Source organism: Desulfobulbus alkaliphilus (assembly GCF_016918545.1).
Classification (GTDB): Bacteria; Desulfobacterota; Desulfobulbia; order Desulfobulbales; family Desulfobulbaceae; genus Desulfobulbus; species Desulfobulbus alkaliphilus.
In genome coordinates this window covers 1-18,109 of sequence record NZ_JAFFQC010000030.1, presented here as the reverse complement: position 1 = coordinate 18,109, position 18,109 = coordinate 1, and the positions used below count along the sequence as shown (strand labels likewise).

The following is an 18,109-nucleotide window of genomic DNA, read 5'->3' as shown; positions in this document are numbered from 1 at the left end:
CAATCATAAAGCATTTCGGCGTGTTCATTTCAACAGCATAGCACCTGAGAATCCACGAAAATGTTTAAAAAATTACCCTATATAAATGACATGCTCTCCTTTTTTAGAAAAGCAGACATTTCTCTCTTTCACGATTTTGAGCCTCCTCCGACAGGAGGAGGCCATCAGTTTATGAGAGCCCTGCAACAGCAATTGATCAACAGAGGGTTTCGAGTTGAAAACAACACCGTTACACCTACAACCCGAGCGTGTCTTTTCAACTCTTTCAATTTCAATCATCAAAGATTGCTGCGAATAAAAAAACACCGCACAACCTGTAAATTAATCCACAGGGTTGATGGCCCTATCTCCGTGTACAGGGGGTATGATGACGGTACGGATAGCCTGATCGATCAAGTAAATAACACACTGGCTGATGTCACGGTTTTCCAGTCCCGATATAGTTTAGCAATGAGCAAAAAAATAGGTATGTCATTGCGACAACCACATGTTATCATCCCCAACTCGCCGGACCCCACCATCTTTCATGCGAGAGGAAGGGAAGAGTTTGACCAGAACAGAAAAATCAGATTAGTATCAACCGCATGGTCGGACAACCCCAACAAAGGATTGGAGATTTATAAATGGCTTGACCGTAATCTCGACTGGACGAAATATGAGTATATTTTCATTGGCCGTATAAAGGCCGAACTGGAAAACATTACCCACATTCAACCCACTGACTCTCCTACAATTGCCTCCCACCTCCGAAAAAGTGATATTTTTATAACTGCCAGCAGAAACGACCCATGTTCAAACTCCCTCTTGGAAGCACTTGCCTGTGGATTACCCGCTGTCTATCTTGACAGCGGTGGCCACAGGGAACTAGTGAAAGAAGCAGGCATCGCCTTTGTGCAACCAGGCGACATCCCTGATCAATTACTAGAAATTTCAAACAATTACAAAACTTTTCAAAGCAAAATTTCCCTTGCTAGTATAGATGAAATCACCCAGCAGTACCTCGATGTTATGGAGATTGAACATGGGTAATCCCATGAGGAAAATTGCTCGGGAGGTTCTGAAAGCTTATGCTGACCACTGGCCGGTTTATTCTCGTCTAATTCCGGTACATGATATAAAAACTTGGTCTATCAAATGGGATATGCAAGAGCTTTTAACCATAGCCAAGGCATTGCGTATAAAAACAGCTCATCCGTTCTGGCAGCCCTTTGCTACTCATCAGGCTGTTTTTTTGGGAAGTCAATTTTTCCTTTTATCTGATCACTGGTTTTCAACACCAAACAGAATCGGCACGGCGTATTTCCACGGGAAACCCGGCACCGGATATCCGGAATTTGACCAACTCTACAAGAAAATTCAACAAAACCACCAAAAAATAGACCGGATTCAGGTGAGTCATAGTGAAATGCATGAGGTCATTCTTGAAACCGGCATAGCCCCAGAAAAAGTCTTCAGGATCCCCATTGGTATCAATCTCGATTTTTTCCCGCTAAAAAAACAAGAAACTCGTCAAAAAGTTCGAAGCCAACTTAAAATACCGGAAGCAGCGGTTGTCATCGGCTCATTTCAAAAAGATGGTAACGGACACGGAGAAGGGTTAGAACCCAAAGCGATCAAAGGTCCCGACATTTTCTTGAAAACGGTTCAGCGTCTTAAAAATTCCGTGCCGGAACTTCATATTCTTTTAACCGGCCCGGCAAGAGGCTACATGAAACGCGGCTTAACAGACCTGAATATTCCTTTTACCCATGTCCATTTAAAAAACTACCCTGAGATCAGTCGAATATACCATGCGCTTGACATGTACATGGTAACCTCCCGGCAAGAGGGGGGGCCCAAAGCCATCCTTGAATCCATGGCCTCAGGGGTACCATTAGTGACAACCCGCGTAGGACAGGCAATGGACCTGGTCCAGCATGGCTTAAACGGTTGGATGGTCCCCGTTGAAGATGTTGACGCTTTGGCATACTGGGCAGAATGGGTCTTGAAAAATCCATCTACCGTAGCACTAACAGTCAACCAAGCACGGAAAACAGCCGAGCAGAACAGCTACCGTCAGTTGATTGATAAATGGGGACTGTTGCTGAATGGCTTTGTTCAGTCGACTCCACACAATTAATGGAGTCAAATTGAAATGAGTTTACAGCGTCTCCACCATTTTCTGCTACACATCCTCGACAATTTCCGGGAAAGACGCCGATGGCAGAAAACGCCTCACAACACAGAACCTCGCGTTTATTATGGTCAACCTCGTATCCCGAAAAGGACCGAACAACTGGGTGGCGGACTGGTCAAAGTACAGGACCTGATCACCAGATATCCGAACATCCTGGAACGGCCCAATCTGTGCTATCTGGTCAGCAGCGCCTTGCCACCCAACCCGGACTTGATCATCAGGCATGCCCACAAGGCAAAAGCCAAAATTATCTTGAATCAAAACGGTGTTGCGTATCAAGGATGGCATGGTCCAGGTTGGGAGGAAACAAATAAACGCCTGGCGCAAATCTATCACGCTGCGGATTTCATTATTTTTCAGAGTAAATTCTGTAAAACAGGCGCTGAGATATTTCTAGGAACCACCAAAATACCGAACATAATTCTCCATAACCCTGTAGATATTGATTTGTTTACGCCGCTGAATAATAAACCGACGAAAAAAGAGATCATGTTACTGGTTGCCGGTACACATCACTTTTTCTACCGTGTACAAACAGCTGTAGAAACCTTGCACAATCTTAGCAAGCAAGACTTCTCTTTCAGGCTGCGGATTGCCGGTCGATGTTGTTGGCAACACACGGAAAGTGCTTGCCATTCTGAGGTCAAAGCTCTTGCCCGAACGCTCCATTTGGAAGAAAAAATCGAGTGTACGGGAGCCTATACTCAAGAAGAGTCCATCGCTATTTTTCAAAACGCTGACATTCTACTTCATCCCCAATACAACGACTCTTGCCCGCGAATAGTTGTGGAAGCTATGGCCTGTGGCCTTCCCGTTGTCTATTCCGCCAGTGGTGGAATTCCGGAACTAATCCCACCTTCAGCCGGAATTGGCATCCCGGCACCACTTGACTGGGAGAGTGTTCATCCTCCTTCTCCAAAACGTATGGCCGCGGCAGTCGCAGAGATCCTTTCAGGTTACGAAGTATTTTCACATGAAGCCCGTACCCATGCCGCTGTCCATTTTTCCGTCAAGAACTGGCTTGATGAACACGAACACATTTTCAAAACGCTCTTGGCAGCACCCAAAACACACTGATGAGTAAACTCGCCCCACTAATTACAGTCATCATGCCGGTACACAATGGCGCTCAATACCTTGAAGAAGCAATTGACAGTGTTCTTGCTCAATCCTTTACGGATTTCGAGTTACTGATCATAAACGACCATTCAACAGATGAGTCGGTTGATATCATCTCAGGGTATAAGGACCATCGTATTCGTTTGATCAACGCCCCCGAACGTCTTAAGCTGGCGGGCGCTTTAAATTTGGGAATGCGTGAAGCTCAAGGCGAATTCCTGGCACGCATGGATGCCGACGACATTTCCCTGCCCAAACGATTGCAAACACAGTTGCAATTTCTACAAAACCATGCCGAGCTCGGACTGTGCGGTACATGGATATCTTATTTTCCCGAAAAATATAAAAAAATAGAACAATATCCTCTAAGCCGAGAAGAAGTATATGCTTTTTCCCTGTTTCACTCGCCCTTTGCCCACCCGACGGTGATGATGCGTCGCTCCTGGTTCACTCGTTATAATTTATGGTACGATGTCACCTATTACCCGACCGAAGATTTTGATCTTTGGAGCCGAGCCTTACAGCATTTTCCCGGTGCCAACATCCCCGAAGTCCTTTTGCAATATCGAATTCATCCAAGCAGTCTGACACGGGCAGACTGGAGCACGATGGATGAGCAGGCTGCAGCCATTATTCGCAGGGGATTGGAAGCCCTGGGGTTAAAAGCCGACATGGTCCACGCACGACAGCATCGAACCATTGCCATGGTGCAAATTGAACGTACAAGCCAAGCACTGGCAGATGCCCGAACCTGGTTGGCACAAATCATCAAAAGCAATGCACAAAAAAATGTGTATCCTCAGCAGGTTTTGAAAAAGGTGACTGAGGATCTTTGGTTCCGTCTCTGCATGAGATATGCAGGTTCAGAACCTTCTGCACCTCTTCATTTTCTTTGCCATCGTTTTTATTCTTCCCCCATCCTTCTGAGTAAACGTCTTGCAATCTTATGCGCCTCAGCATTCAAACACCGGATTGAAAAAAGAGGCGCCTGATATGCGGATTCTACACATCAACACTTTTGACCATGCCGGAGGGGCTGCTCGAGCCGCTTATTGGCTGCATTCCGGCCTGCGAAAAGCCGGGCACGAATCACTGATGCTGGTGCAGCACAAAACAGGGGGAGAACCCGCTATTGTCAATAAACCGGGAAGGAGTGAAATGCTTCTTAAAGATATCCGCTGGTTATTTGACATGCTCCCTTTGCTGGTATACCGAAAACGCGATCTTACCCATTGGACAGTCGGATGGCCCAGGAACAGCCTTTGCGGCCTGATTAACAAACTATCGCCGGACATCATCCACCTTCATTGGATCTGCCGCGGAATGATGCCGATACGCGAGATCGGCCGACTTTTTTCCCTTGGCCCGCCGGTAGTCTGGACCTTTCACGACTCCTGGCCTTTTACCGGAGGCTGCCATGTGCCAGGATCCTGCCGGCAGTACAAAGAGCGTTGCGGCAATTGCCCCCAATTAGGTTCCTCGTCTTCGCTTGATCTCAGCCGCCTGACTTTAGCCCACAAAAGGCGACAATGGCGAAAAGGTACTCCTGTTTTGGTAACACCGAGCCAATGGTTAGCGAACTGTGTCCAAGCCAGTTCGCTTTTTGCCCACCACCGAATCGTTCATCTGGCCAATGGCATCGACACCGACATCTTCCAACCCGTCGAAAAACACTTGGCCCGGTCCATTCTCAATATTCCCGAGACCGGAAAAAAACTCATACTGTGCGGTGCCATGAATGCCTACGGTGACCCCAATAAAGGCTTTCATCTCTTCAGGGAAAGTATCAAACGATTGATAACCCTTGGTTGGCAACAAAAGGTCGAATTACTGATATTTGGTGAATCTGAACCCCCACCAGAACACCGGCTGCCGCTGCCAACACGATACCTGGGAGTTCTCCATGATGATGTCACCCTTCGCTTGGCATACTCCGCGGCAGACCTCTTTATCATGCCTTCGCTGCAGGAAAACCTGCCGAATTCCATTCTGGAATCCCTGGCCTGTCGCACCCCGGTAGCTGCCTTTGCTGCAGGGGGGATACCTGAACTGTTACAGCACAGTGAGAATGGATTCCTGGCCCAACCCTTCAACGTCAACGACCTGGCCCAAGGAATCATTCACCTCCTCTCGGCCACGCCCATTCCCCGACTAACCGATCAATTTACCCAACAATATGCGGTGAAAGAACACCAGGCCCTTTATCATGAGATGCTGCAACAGTGAATACTGATAACAGAACCTCAAACGACAGTGAGGCCCCATTACTCAGTATCATCATAGCCACCCGTAACATGGCAGCACAGCTGGAAGGCTGTCTGACTGAAATACTGACCGCATCACTGCCGTCCCACGAAATACTGGTCTTTGATGGTGCATCGGAGGACCGGACCAGGGAAGTCCTGCAGAAGTTCGGCACCCACCTTGCCCACTGGCGATCGGAACCGGACAAGGGCGTCTACGATGCCTTCAACAAAGCTGTCTCTCTTGCAAAAGGGCAGTTCTTCTATTTCCTCGGTGCAGATGACCGTCTGTCAACAGACCTGCTGGCACTGCGCAATTTTTTAAACTGCCAAACCACAATGTACTACGGAGACGTTTTACTGGAAGGAACAGGAAAAACCTACGACGGGCCCTTTTCCCGGTACAAACTTGCGAGGACTAATATCTGTCAGCAAGCGATTTTTTACCCACGGTCAGTTTTTGACCGATATCGCTTTTCCCTTGCCTACCCGATTCAAGCCGATTGGGAACTCAATATGCGACTGGCGGCTGATCCTGTTTACAGACTGCACTACATCCCCATGCAAATATGTCGATTCGCCTCAACCGGCCTCAGCTCAACCAGTGAAGATAAAGTTTTCAACCAAGACTACCTTGACTTGATCAGAAAACACTTCCCCCGGCACATTTATATTTGCCGCTGGTCACTGTTTAACGTATTGACTCTCCTGAAATGTGCTCTGCCAAAATTATTGATAGACAAACTCAACAACCTCTCTTTTCGCCTGTAAAGTATGAATTCTCTACTCGGAATCTGTATCCCTACCTATAAACGACCGGACCAACTAACCGCCTGTGTTCGCTCAATCCTTCTCGCAGCAAGTCATCACGAAGTACCTGTTTATATTGCCGATGACTCCACCGACGAGACCAACGAGCAGGCAATCAAGCAATTGCAGCGAGAATATCCTTTTATCTTTACGAGTAAAAACAAGGCCAATCTCGGTATTGATAAAAATATCCTTAATGCGGTCGACCTCTGCCCCTGCAAGTACGCCTGGATGATGGGGGAGGATGACAGGCTCACCCCCGATGCTGTCGACCAGATTCTCGGACTTCTCAGCAGTCTTGATAGCGAACAGTGGCCATTTATCTTTGTTAATTACGCTTCCGTCGATGCAGACATTCATTACTACCTCAACCGGCAGGTACTCCCCCTGGAGGAGGATTTGATTGAATCGGCTGAACAATTTCTGGTATCGCATGCCTGGGCTGCCGGCTTCATCGGCGGCTGCATCGTAAACACCACTGCATGGGAGAAAATCGAACGCGAACACTACATCGGCACCTATTTTGCCCATATCGGTATCATAATGGAAATGATACAGGGGCGACAGGTTCACCTGGTCGCCCGTCCATTAGTGCTGAACCGTTGCGGCGAACCCCGTCTGTTCACCTGGTCGGACGCCACCTTTACCGTGGCTGGAGGCTGGGGACAACTGATGCAACGCCTGGTACCGATCTATGGCAGGGAACTCTGTCAGCGGGCCACTATGGCCTTCGAGGCGGCTCACGGACTCTACAGCCTTCGATTCCTCTGTTATACACGAGCCGATTATGCGTACCGCACCAAGCACTACAGAGAGTTTATTCAGCCACTCACCCGTTCCCGTGGGTATCAACTTCTTGCCAGGATTATTGCCTATACACCCCCCGCACTTTTCTACAGCCTGCGTTTCGTAATCAGCCGATATCGCCGCATGGTCAACCCGAAAGTCGCCACTGATAAGTACCTGAATCAGTGATGGTGGTTCATATTCGTTGTCTATGGCGCTTTCACAGGACGTCTGATGGCGAAAACGTAGTCACGCCCCGTCGTATGAATTTCAAAATCTTCCGGAAGGGGATATAAGGCCAGCATGGAAGAGGAAATAAGCAGGGCATCAAGTTCGAATGCCTCAAGGGGATTGTTGGGCCTGACCATGTAGTATCCAGGGAAGGCGTGTTCACGCGGATGCGGATAATGAAGGCGTAACAGATTGCTGATCAGATGAGATTGCGATGCATCGTTTATCGGAGGAACGACCGCCAAACGCTTCTTTCCTGAAAATGTTTCGGGAGCGCGGATCAGCTCGGCCAGAACCTGATTGTCGGAGGGCAAGTTCCGTGATTGTATCACATTGGCGATAGGAACATTTTTCCCAATCACCGGAGGGAAACAGATTGCCGGACCCGCCACGCAAAGCAATGCCAGCAACTGCAATTTTGGGGAATGCTGCACATGTCGGATAGCTGATGGGAAACGGTCAATGCATGTCCACAGAGCAGCGGCCACCCCCATGTAAAGCGCGATGAAAACGTTGCGGCCCTGCCATGCCGGCAACTCAAAAATACCGGTCATGGCGGAGAATGAACTGAAAATCATTACCCCCGCCACCAGGCGCATGGCCGCCAACCGCCTGGCACGGGAACGTCGCCAAAGCCAGCATCCCAGCGCAATCAAGACGGCATAAACCAACCACCGGAAAGATACATTCAACGGGACAGTTGGCGAGAGAAAAGAAACGATAACTTCGACCAGAGGATGGGTCAGCAAATGGTTAGCCGCCATAGCCTGGATCGGTTCTGCCGCAGCCGTCGCAGCTTGTGATACCTCCGCCACAAGCTGTGTTTGGACGTAAACCCCGGATTGGCCGTAGGGGAAAAAATAACGCACCAGAATACCGTAATAGGCCAGCAGGGTAAGAGGCGAAATCAGAGCGACGACGGCCGAAGAAACGATGCGGCGCAGCATCGCTCGCCCTTGGAGGTTTGTTGCGACGACCAGCAGGGGCAACATTACGTTGAGATACAGCGCGAAATAGGCAGAGGTCATGGTGAAGGCGACGTTGACCGGCATGGCGAGCAGAAGCATAGGGAGAGGGGGCTCGCCACGGGACAGACGCGCATAGATCGTTAACAGGGCGGGCAGGCCGATGAAAACAGTCGTCCATTGTATAAAGTGGGGATGAAAAGCTGTAATCGGGTAAAGGAACCAGGCGGAACCCAACAGAAAGGTGATCGCCAAGGCAAAACGCAGCCCCCCCACCCGCCGCCATAACCCAAAGGCCCCCAGTAGGCAAGCCAGGTAGACGAGATGCGGTGCCCAGCGAACAGCCGCATAAGGCTGTATCTGCCATGGCGCCATAGCCGTCATTAAGGCAAAACCGGACGGATAGTCATGAATGGCCTGCTGTTCCCCCAGCAACCAGGCGTAGAAAGTCAGAAATTGATACCCGTCGATGCCGGCTAGCGCTGCATTTTGCAAGGGATCGACCAGGCGAATACCGACGCTGACGATCCATGTGACGGCCAACAGGATATAGATGCGTCGTTCGGCGCGGGAAGGATAGTGAAAGGGTTGAAGGTTACGATAGGCCAGCAGGTTCAGAAGCATGCAGGTAGTAAGCCAAACAACGAATACACGAGTGATGGAAAACCATCCCGCCATGTCCAGTGAGTAGCCGACCAACAATGCAAGGGCGTTGGCAACCAGATAGCCCAAGCCAACCCGAAGGCACTTGGGCAGGCCAAGCCGATGCCATCCCATCGGAACGTAGAGTGCAATGAGATAAAGAAACTGAACGCAGGCGATCGCTAGCGGGGTCATGGCATTGGCCCTTCAAAAAGGTCTACAAATTGGCTGGCGATGACGCGTGCCTGCCAGCCCGACCTGGAATAATCACCTTGTGATCACTTACGCCAACAACCTGCAATAACAATATTTCCTCAAAATCCCGCTCAATACCTGCAACAACAGCGCCCATCATCCCCAGAATTGCTGGATAGAATACTCTGTAAAAAAATCTTTGAGAAGTATTGAGCAGAATTTCCTGAATCCGTGAGCGTTCGTCCGTGCGTCAGCTTCGTTGTTCGTGACCGTTCGATTAAAGTAGACTTTATCGGACGGTTGCGGGCAATGAAGATGGCGTGTGGACGGATGCCCCGAAGGGCGGCTGGTGAAGGTTATCTTCAAAAATTCTGCTGCAATTATAATGTGAGTACAGCAAGATATATCCAAAATGAGAGCCCAGCCGTCACGGATTCAGGAATTTGAAATGAGACGTTAACAATCAGCTACCGATCCGCCGGTGAACCTCATCACTGATATACTCAGCCACCGTAGTCTTATGGTATGCACGTTTTGAAAACTCAAGACAAGCCACACTCATTTCCACCATTCGCTGCCGATCTGACAGCACCCCGCGCAGCCATTCGGCCCGTTCTCGAAATCGATCCAGAGGGATCCGTGACAATACTCTGTGGCTGACGGCTTCAGTCAAGGGCACGTTCTGATTAAAAGCACCCGTTTCTGGTAACAATTCCAGATAATGAAGACCGGCGACCGGCATAAACGGTTCAGGTGTCTCTGTCAGCGGCGCCTGCTCTATCACAATAGGACGCCCCAGCACAAAGCTTTCCGATGCTTTCCACGGGAACAACGCATGAGGCAAAGTGCAAACCATGGTCATCCGTCCATCGCTGATACAACGCGAGAACTTGCGCCGACTTAAGTTCATATGCACTGTTACCTTGTCTTCCAAAACTCGATTTGCCCGGCTGGTTAAACGGTAGAATCCTGGTATTTCAGCTTCTTGCAGTGCCTGCATAATGTGCCATCGGATCCAGAAATGATACGAAGCCGAAGTAATTGGTTCCTCTGCAAAGACAAAAGGTGATTTCCCCCCATCTCGAACCAGATTCTCATACACCCCCATGACGAAACAGAGGTCATACTTGGGGCGGTCCAGTCGCCAAAAACGTCGGCTACGGCCATCACGCATAAAATCATCCAGTCCTTCGGAAAAAAACAAAAAAGGTGCCAGTTTCGGTTCACAGTCGGTAACGTCATGTTCCTGCAAGATGCGCCCGGCAACCGCCCTGTTCAGGTTTGCCTTGAAGTAGACCGAACAAAGCTGCAAAGCGTCAACATCAAAAAGCTGGACATGATCACTCATGTCGAAAAAGACCCAGTGTTCTCCCCAGCGCGTCCAGCAACTCTCATGCTCACGTGGTTTGGTCAGCCGCGGCAAGGGACGAGGCGTGTCGGTCCCCTTTGCGCCGACACAGTCAACTAAAGCTGAGAGAAAGTGGCGATAGAAGCCATTGAACCCCCGTTGGCTCATAAGTTCGGGCTCGTAAATCAGGACGGAACTCACGCACCATCTCTCCTCTTTTCATCAAGTCTAACATTGCATTGCGGTTGTTCGTTAAATGAAGCCTTTAAGCGGTCACCAGCTGCATCCTTTGGGATCTCAAAACTAATAGGTTGGACGCACTCCGAAAAACTGAGTGGCCGGTCATCCCTGACTGCCGACTTGCGGTCAGCATAAGATTGGAGTTGGTAATAGTAAACACCTCCACCGGGGGGGCGAGTGTAGTTGCCATATCGAATACCTTTCCTGACCTTCGCCTTACAGCCGATAGCATCATTGATAATATCCGCCGCAAGTGGGATCTGCGGTATCGCCATCTGCAGGCAAAGTCCCTTCTTCCTCACCCTGTCGATCATGTCATCCTCCGCGCCGAGAGAAGAATCAATCAACCGCGCATCGGGGTTAGCAATTCGCCATGGACCAAGATCACGCCAGATAGCTGTTCGCATGAGCGAAGGGATACCCGAACCAACCACTCCGTCATTATATGCTCCATAGGTCCACATCGTAAACCCTCGAGCAGTTGAAATTTTCCTGGAACGTCGTCTCTGATGCCACCCGAACCGCCTCACTTCCCTGTACAATCGAAGGAGATACTCACGAGTCCCCGGCCTGAAAATAGTATGCAAAGTACAAAGGCGCTGAGCATCCAGGCATATGCAGCCAATATCCGAATGCGTCTCCAATATTTCGACTAGGTCCTTCAACCAATCTCCACCAGTGATGAATTGGACATCTTCAGGCCAGATTAGAACAAATTCTCCTGTTGCGGTTGCGACCAATTGATTCATCGCCTCCGCATGGGTCTGCCGACAAAAAATCGTTTGATCAAGCCACCCGCACCCTTCAAGATAGTCCTTCAAACCTGGTTCAACGGAATCATCATCAATGACAATCCATTCCAGATTGGGATATTCGATGCATTCCCGGGCTGATTCCAAGGTAGCTCGTAAATAGTGCATCCGCTCGCAACTGATAAACCCCAGGGTCACTTTGGGATAACCGCCTCCTTTGGGAAATTTCTTTTGAAAGATGTCGGCCATATAAAAATCCACCCGAGGAAATTGTTTTGTAAATACCCAGACGATGGCTCCAGTCAATCTCAGGATACGCCTTCTTTTGTTTTCCACCCCACCACCCGGAGACATTTTAAAAATCACTATTCAACAGCGTAGCATACTTTCTCAAGTCGATGTTTGCCGCTTACCCCCAAGACTCTCCAGTGCAGTGTCTGGCACGATGAAATAACAAGCACTGCATACGATCATATAGAGGCATCTTTCAACAGGAAGAAATTATTATGGGTTTTGAATATATACCCATTGAGTGAGGTACTGTTCCAACCGAGAAACATAGAGATTCCAGTTTAAATGCTTAACGACATGGTGGCGAGCCCCATCGCCGATCCGTTTACAGATCTCATTATTGACTAACAAAGAATCAACCACGTTTTCGAGACTTCGATATGATCCTGGCTCCATCCAGATAATATTTGTGCCATCTTCCAAATCGTAACCCTTGCTTATAGCTCCAACACGAGATACAGTGACGGCCTTCGCCATGGCCATACATTGCAGCATAGTCGTCGTCGCGCCACTGTAAGAGTTTTCCTTGACAGGCAATACAACCAGGCGTGCCTTTGAAATTAATATTCGCAACTCATCTATCGGCAGGTCTCGCAATATTTTAATATTACTGGGCACATGCCCTAAACTCTTGCTGCAGCTTTCTGTAGTCACTAAAGTTACACGAATATCAGGATGCTTTCGCCCATATTCCACAAGAAGGGAAAAATCCCGCATCTCATCAGCGCCTATACTCAGCACATCGATTTCATCCAAACCCGAATAATGAAATGGGGTCCACTTTTCGGTATCAACCCCAAAAGGTAAAAACTGGACATCCACTTCTCCCCCCAGCCAAGTGTGTAGCCATTCTGCTTCGGCATACCCATAAGCAAGTATTTTATCAACACCATACAGCCGTTGCCGATACCGATCGACCCGGGCTAAACTGAGACTAGCTACAGCCTTCAATCTTTCTGGAAGGCCAACACTGACATAGATTAGCGGTGAGGTTATCAGGCCCCATTTTTTCAGTCGAATTGCTGCAAGTCCCGTATTATCAGAGGTAGCCAGTACTACACGGGCACGGTTGATACGCTTTAAATTGGAAAATATGGCACCAATATCCCCTAGACCGGCCCCGGCTCGAACTGAATAGGTCCGGTCAAACAAGGAAATTATCTGATCAAAAAAAATTGAATGCCGAGGGAAGCACAGATTGCTGTCAACACGCCATTTGTGAAGTAACCTGTCAAACCCGAACAATTGCTCGCCAGCGAGACCACTCCCCTGACCAGAGAGAATCTTCATCAGCATATCCCGTCTGGCAGGAGTTTCTCGAAACAGATAAAAAACATCAATCATGTTCAAAAAATTATTATTTCCTCATCGTGCTTACACCTATTAGAATCCTTCAATTATGGCCAAAGTGCTTATGCAGTGACAAGTCTGTTTTCTCCGTTTGGTATACTTTTTCAATTACGCTCATGAGCAGATATCGCTTTAGGATTCAAAGTGTATCGAATTTGGTGCACCCATTCTGGATGCAAAGGATGGGTCAAAGTAAAAGCCAATAAATCGCGCAATCGGGTTCTAATAGGTGCTGCGGGGTGCCGATTATGAATGATAGAGACCAAAGTGCGATTCCTGGCAGAACGTATGGCGGTGCGAGCATATTCGCGATTGTATAATTTTGGAAATTTATTAATCAATGCACGTTGAATCGCCATTTGAGAATACTGCTGTGTCGCCCGATAAGTTATGCTTTCGCCGTGCACCCGGTAGTACAGTAAAGGTTGATCCAGTCGAATTCCCTGGAAACCGGCCTGCAGCAGAGAAAGGAAAAATGCGTGATCTCCGCACCCACGATTGAAGTATTCGTCAAAGTGGAACCGTTTCACCAAGTCCATACGGATTAGAGAACCCATATCAACAAAATTCCTGAAAAGCAGTGCTTCAGGGTCAAACTCAGGAAATGCAGATACTCCTTCCCGGTCTCCGAAATACACTCGCTGGGTATAGATATAGCCCACATTTTTTGGCGCGCGTTCAAGGAGAATACTGGTCTTGCAAATGAAATTTGGGTCCAGTCGGTTGTCCGCATCTACATTAAGGAAAAAATCGCCGCAGACATAGTCCAGGCTGTCATTCCTCGCCCCATAGGCTCCACGCCCCTCCACCCGAAGGTAGTTAACCGCGTCTCCGTACCGCTTCACAACCTCCGGCGTATGGTCGGTAGACCCGTCGTCCACCACCAGGATTTCGAATGCGGGTTGACTCTGGGCGAGTATACTATCCAAACACTCAGGTAGAAAACGAGCATAATTATGACAGGGAATTACCACCGAGACCCTTGGGATATCAGAGTTCATACAGCATTCTCCACGATGCGCTCGACTTTTTGTTATCTCCAGTCAACAATCCTCTCTGTCAATTATATGACTGCAATGCGTGTGCCTACGGTTTTCGAGCAAAAACCGCCTGCCGAGAAACTAACAGCTTAATTGTGGGACATTTTTATCGGCATTGATCAAAAATCGGCCTTCATACCGAAAACCCAAGTATGATAAGGTACATGCATTCCCACTTTCTGTGGCTTAGGCTATTGTTTGTCGTACATGGGAAGTCCCCTTCACTTGAACTTTGAGCTGTCCAGAATTGGCAGACTTCCCTTTTCTCCCGAAACTGTCAAAAAAACTTTGGGAGTCCACCGGCAGAGCCGGTGGTTTACCTATTCATCATCGGCCATTGGCTGAAAAGAATCAGCTCAGAGGACAGATTCGCCAGCCTGGAAGCCTGCAAGGGGACGTTACGCAACGTGCCGAAATAATTCACGCGAGGACGTGATGATGATAGAGGATGTAAAACGTCGAGCGAGGCCTCGATACTAAACAACCACCGACTTGAAGTCGGTGGGTTTGCAAAACGCGGACTGAAAGTCCAGCAACACCGGCTCCCGCCGTTTTAGTTTTTTAGTTTTACTCGACCTCGAAACGATCATTGAGGTCTTTTTCAAAATGGTGAGCCAACTATCATAGCAGGATCGAAAAAAAAGAGGACGAAAACATTTTCAGCAACTGGCAGGCGTTGCGTCACTCTGATTTAACAAGAATCACCCAACCCTCTGATTCATAAATTTGAATAATTTTCCTGCCATTTTTTCCTGGTAGTCATCTCATCATTTGCAGTATAGAAGTGTTGAAAATATTTTGAATTACAAAGAAAATCAATGTATGAAGATGAAAAACGAACCTCTTGTTTAAATCTTTTATACAAAGTTCCATAATTCTTTTCGGACGAGACGTTGACCCGTTCCAATGCAAAATCAGGAATATTCATAAAATTCTGAATAGCTTTATTTTTTTGATCGTCATTTTCTTCTACTCGTATTATTAACAATCGAACTTTTCCTGAACTATAATACTGAAATCCTTTATCTGGAAAGGTCTTCGCATATACATCAATTGAAAAATTTTTGTATATGAGCTCATCAAACCAGATCAAAGGGATATTATGTTCAAATCTCTCCAAAAAAACTATTTTCAACTCATCAACGCTCGGAAGAGGTTCACCTTCCTTATGTCCAGTATATCTAGAAAAATTTTGAAAAAATGCAGAGATATTTCGTTCCAGAGGATTACGAACCAAGGATATTATATGCAATAGTTCTGGTGGCTGGTCACTGTGCCAGTAGCGGAAGAGTTCTCTCGATTCCCCTGGACGTATATCGGGATAAAACCAATGACTATGAATCACTTCTCCTTTATAGTATCGAGCTAAAGATTGGCTTACACTTCTCGAAGCAACTTTACCCATTTGATACACAAAAACAGGTGGATATTTACGTAGCCTACGACAAAAACCTGCTTTCCAGCGCACAAAATTCACCAAATGCACAGGATACCGTAGAAATTTTTGAACATTTACAACATCATTTACTGTCATTTTTGGTTCCTCGCACGAAACTGTGCGTCAAAACAGCTTAGAAACTAACCAGCCAACAAATCTCCACAGGCTCGTTAGAATTGCATAAATATCATTGAATTTTTATATCATTAAAAACACTTTTGTATAAAATTTCATGTTCCATACAAATTTTCTTTGTCAACCAATGTGTCATTGCAAACGTATAATTTTCTTCTCCCTTATCCGTATCAGATAATTTCAATGCATTTTCTAAAGCACTTTGGAGCGAGAAATTGTCTACTGGATCAAATACTGGATTACCTGTCAATCTGAGCCATTGGCCGATATTTCCTTGGTCTGGGCCCAAAACGGTTTTTCGAAACAAAAAAGCCATTGGTATGTTTCCTGAATTCAGTTCATCCACCCGCTGAATGAATACAACGTCAGCTGCGGTAAAATACAAAGCAACTTCCTCGTCTGACATGGTTTTCTTAACCCCTAACTTCAACCCATTTCTCCACGCCCAAAAATACTTACGGGCAGAACGTAAGGAGAGCATTGGATAAATGAACGAAAAAAAATATTCATGTGCTTTGTACCATTTAGGAGCCACCAAGCAAAAGTGACGCTTTTTCAGTGCCGACACTGCACTTAACACCAACTGTTTCTCCTGTTCATAACGAAAGTTACCGAAGGCAAGGACAATTTTTTTGTTCTGGGGTACACCAAGCCTGCCTTTCGCCTCTTTAGGAGTTACTGATAAAAACTGCGAATACAGTGCATCGTAGACCGGAATTGGAATCATCACATGTTGTTGCCGGGTAAATTCAGGCCGGTTCTGATATTCAGCCTTGCTAGCCTCACCCAAATGAACCATAACGTCACATTCCTGTTCGACCAAAGTGTATAGCTCTTTTAGAATTGCAGCACTCTCTGAATTTGCATGGTGAGACTCTCTATTGTGGACTGTGTATATTATTTTCGCACGCTGCCTTATTTCTTGTAACCGCTGCCGTAATAAAATCAATTCAATTTCAGTTGGAATCCTCCAATCAAATAAAGTCTCGGGCCATTGGATATGGACGATATCATAATCGAACAATGTTCTATCCCAAAACATCATGGTTCCTTGATCCACAAAACAACCAGCATCTCTCAAGCCTGAAATCAACAAACTGACTAGTGGATTTAAGTCCCGATTGAAGGGAAAAATAACTTTCATTAATCTATTTTTAAAATGCGATATAAACGCTTTGAAAATTTTTCAAATAGCCATTTTGTAACCATGGCATAGTTAATAAAAACGTTTCGATTCTTGATTTCATCCACCCAATTTTTATATTCATTTAAAATAATATTTTTGTTTTGCAACTCTTTGAAATACAAATAATCAGCATAAATTACCGATGGTAAATTGTTTCGCAATATCATTTCTTTTTCTTTCTCTGAATTTTCTACTTGTATTGAGCTTATACCTCCTCCCTCGTAACATACAACAGGAAATTCCAAATAACTAGTTTTGCATTCTTTTATTAAAGCTCTTAAAGTGAGGTCCCAATCTCCTGCTATTTTTAATTTTTCATTATATTTTCCAATATAGTTAAAAATATCTCTTTTATATATTATTGATTGATGACAGATTCCAGAACCAAAAAATCTCAATACTGTCAGTTTTTTTGGCTGGAATTGTCTTTTAATAACATTTCCTGATTCATTGTAAATTTTTCTAAAAAAATCGCCATATATAATATCCTTATCCCCTTGGATGTTGGAAAATATCGAATCGTAGATGTTCGTTTCAGGTAGCCAATCTCCACTGTTTAAAAAATGCACATATTCACCCTTTGCAACGTGCAGGCCTTTATTCATAGCATGATATATTCCGTTGTCAGGCTCTGAAACCCAATATGTGATATTATTTAAACGGGACAAAATAATATCAATACTTCCATCAGTGCTCCCCCCATCAATAACAATTTGTTCATAATTTTGGAATGTTTGACTCTGTACACTATCCAGTGTTTTGGCCAAACCATTAAAATTATTTAAATTTATTGTTATAATTGATAATTTCAAAAGCATTCACTTGTGATCTGAATCATGTTGATGCCGGTAGCATAGGAGCCTTAATAAATAGCTACCACTTTGTGTGTGTGGGGGGGGTGAGCACGGGTAGATTTTTAGATTTTTTTATATTTGAGTGCGTCATAAACAAAGAAATTTTAAAAAACTAAAAAATGTAGCAATTCGGTAAGTTGATCACCAAGTGACAATTCACCTTGGCGCTTCCATCCTTGACCTGTCAACTCCCCACAAATAGCCCTGGGGTCAATACACTATTCAACAGCTACTACGGAGGAGGGTGACTCTGTTTGAACAGCAACCATGCCACCAAGATCCAGTGCAGGGCGATAATGCCCCGGCAG

At 46.5% G+C, this 18,109-nt stretch carries 15 protein-coding genes; 7 read left to right on the top strand and 8 right to left on the bottom strand.

Annotated features, from left to right (window positions below):
- The first annotated feature begins 60 nt into the window (after positions 1–60).
- Genes JWG43_RS14050 through JWG43_RS14020 form a run of 7 tightly spaced genes read left to right on the top strand, consistent with a single transcriptional unit; the run spans position 61 to position 7,323 of the window.
- Entirely contained in the window at positions 61–1,029 is a 969-nt protein-coding gene (locus JWG43_RS14050; protein WP_205243579.1) for a glycosyltransferase family 4 protein, read from the top strand.
- Positions 1,022–2,119: a glycosyltransferase family 4 protein gene (locus JWG43_RS14045; RefSeq protein ID WP_205243578.1), complete on the top strand. Its 1,098-nt coding sequence runs from the start codon at positions 1,022–1,024 to the stop codon at positions 2,117–2,119. Before JWG43_RS14050 ends, JWG43_RS14045 begins: the two co-directional genes overlap by 8 nt.
- 15 nt (positions 2,120–2,134) lie before the next feature.
- Positions 2,135–3,253: a glycosyltransferase family 4 protein gene (locus tag JWG43_RS14040; protein ID WP_205243577.1), complete on the top strand. Its 1,119-nt coding sequence runs from the start codon at positions 2,135–2,137 to the stop codon at positions 3,251–3,253.
- A complete protein-coding gene (locus tag JWG43_RS14035; protein ID WP_205243576.1) occupies positions 3,253–4,287 on the top strand; it encodes a glycosyltransferase family 2 protein in 1,035 nt (344 codons plus the stop codon). The genes JWG43_RS14040 and JWG43_RS14035 overlap by 1 nt, the downstream gene beginning before the upstream one ends.
- 1 nt (position 4,288) lies before the next feature.
- A complete protein-coding gene (locus JWG43_RS14030; RefSeq protein WP_205243575.1) occupies positions 4,289–5,521 on the top strand; it encodes a glycosyltransferase family 4 protein in 1,233 nt (410 codons plus the stop codon).
- Entirely contained in the window at positions 5,518–6,309 is a 792-nt protein-coding gene (locus JWG43_RS14025; RefSeq protein WP_205243574.1) for a glycosyltransferase, read from the top strand. The genes JWG43_RS14030 and JWG43_RS14025 overlap by 4 nt, the downstream gene beginning before the upstream one ends.
- Positions 6,310–6,312: 3 nt before the next feature.
- A complete protein-coding gene (locus JWG43_RS14020; RefSeq protein WP_205243573.1) occupies positions 6,313–7,323 on the top strand; it encodes a glycosyltransferase family 2 protein in 1,011 nt (336 codons plus the stop codon).
- Between the two features lie 20 nt (positions 7,324–7,343).
- Here the strand turns inward: JWG43_RS14020 and JWG43_RS14015 are convergent, their stop codons facing one another.
- The 8 genes from JWG43_RS14015 to JWG43_RS13980 all read right to left on the bottom strand — a co-directional run bounded on the left by JWG43_RS14015 (position 7,344) and on the right by JWG43_RS13980 (position 17,759).
- The gene (locus JWG43_RS14015; protein WP_205243572.1) at positions 7,344–9,167 is read right to left on the bottom strand and encodes a hypothetical protein; all 1,824 of its coding nucleotides are present in this window, start codon (positions 9,165–9,167) and stop codon (positions 7,344–7,346) included.
- A gap of 463 nt (positions 9,168–9,630) precedes the next feature.
- Positions 9,631–10,716, bottom strand: a complete 1,086-nt coding sequence (locus JWG43_RS14010; RefSeq protein ID WP_205243571.1) for a hypothetical protein — start codon at positions 10,714–10,716, stop codon at positions 9,631–9,633.
- Positions 10,713–11,843: a glycosyltransferase gene (locus tag JWG43_RS14005; RefSeq protein WP_205243570.1), complete on the bottom strand. Its 1,131-nt coding sequence runs from the start codon at positions 11,841–11,843 to the stop codon at positions 10,713–10,715. Before JWG43_RS14005 ends, JWG43_RS14010 begins: the two co-directional genes overlap by 4 nt.
- A gap of 168 nt (positions 11,844–12,011) precedes the next feature.
- Positions 12,012–13,148 carry a glycosyltransferase family 4 protein gene (locus JWG43_RS14000; protein ID WP_205243569.1) on the bottom strand — a complete coding sequence of 379 codons (1,137 nt, stop codon included), beginning with the start codon at positions 13,146–13,148 and terminating at the stop codon, positions 12,012–12,014.
- A gap of 104 nt (positions 13,149–13,252) precedes the next feature.
- Positions 13,253–14,149, bottom strand: coding sequence for a glycosyltransferase family 2 protein (locus tag JWG43_RS13995; RefSeq protein ID WP_205243568.1), 897 nt, complete (start codon positions 14,147–14,149; stop codon positions 13,253–13,255).
- Between the two features lie 757 nt (positions 14,150–14,906).
- Positions 14,907–15,722 (bottom strand): putative capsular polysaccharide synthesis family protein, encoded by an 816-nt coding sequence (locus JWG43_RS13990; RefSeq protein ID WP_205243567.1) that lies wholly within the window; start codon positions 15,720–15,722, stop codon positions 14,907–14,909.
- Positions 15,723–15,813: 91 nt separating this feature from the next.
- The gene (locus JWG43_RS13985) at positions 15,814–16,905 is read right to left on the bottom strand and encodes a glycosyltransferase family protein (protein WP_205243566.1); all 1,092 of its coding nucleotides are present in this window, start codon (positions 16,903–16,905) and stop codon (positions 15,814–15,816) included.
- Entirely contained in the window at positions 16,905–17,759 is an 855-nt protein-coding gene (locus tag JWG43_RS13980; protein ID WP_205243565.1) for a glycosyltransferase family 2 protein, read from the bottom strand. The genes JWG43_RS13985 and JWG43_RS13980 overlap by 1 nt, the downstream gene beginning before the upstream one ends.
- Positions 17,760–18,109: the final 350 nt, after the last annotated feature.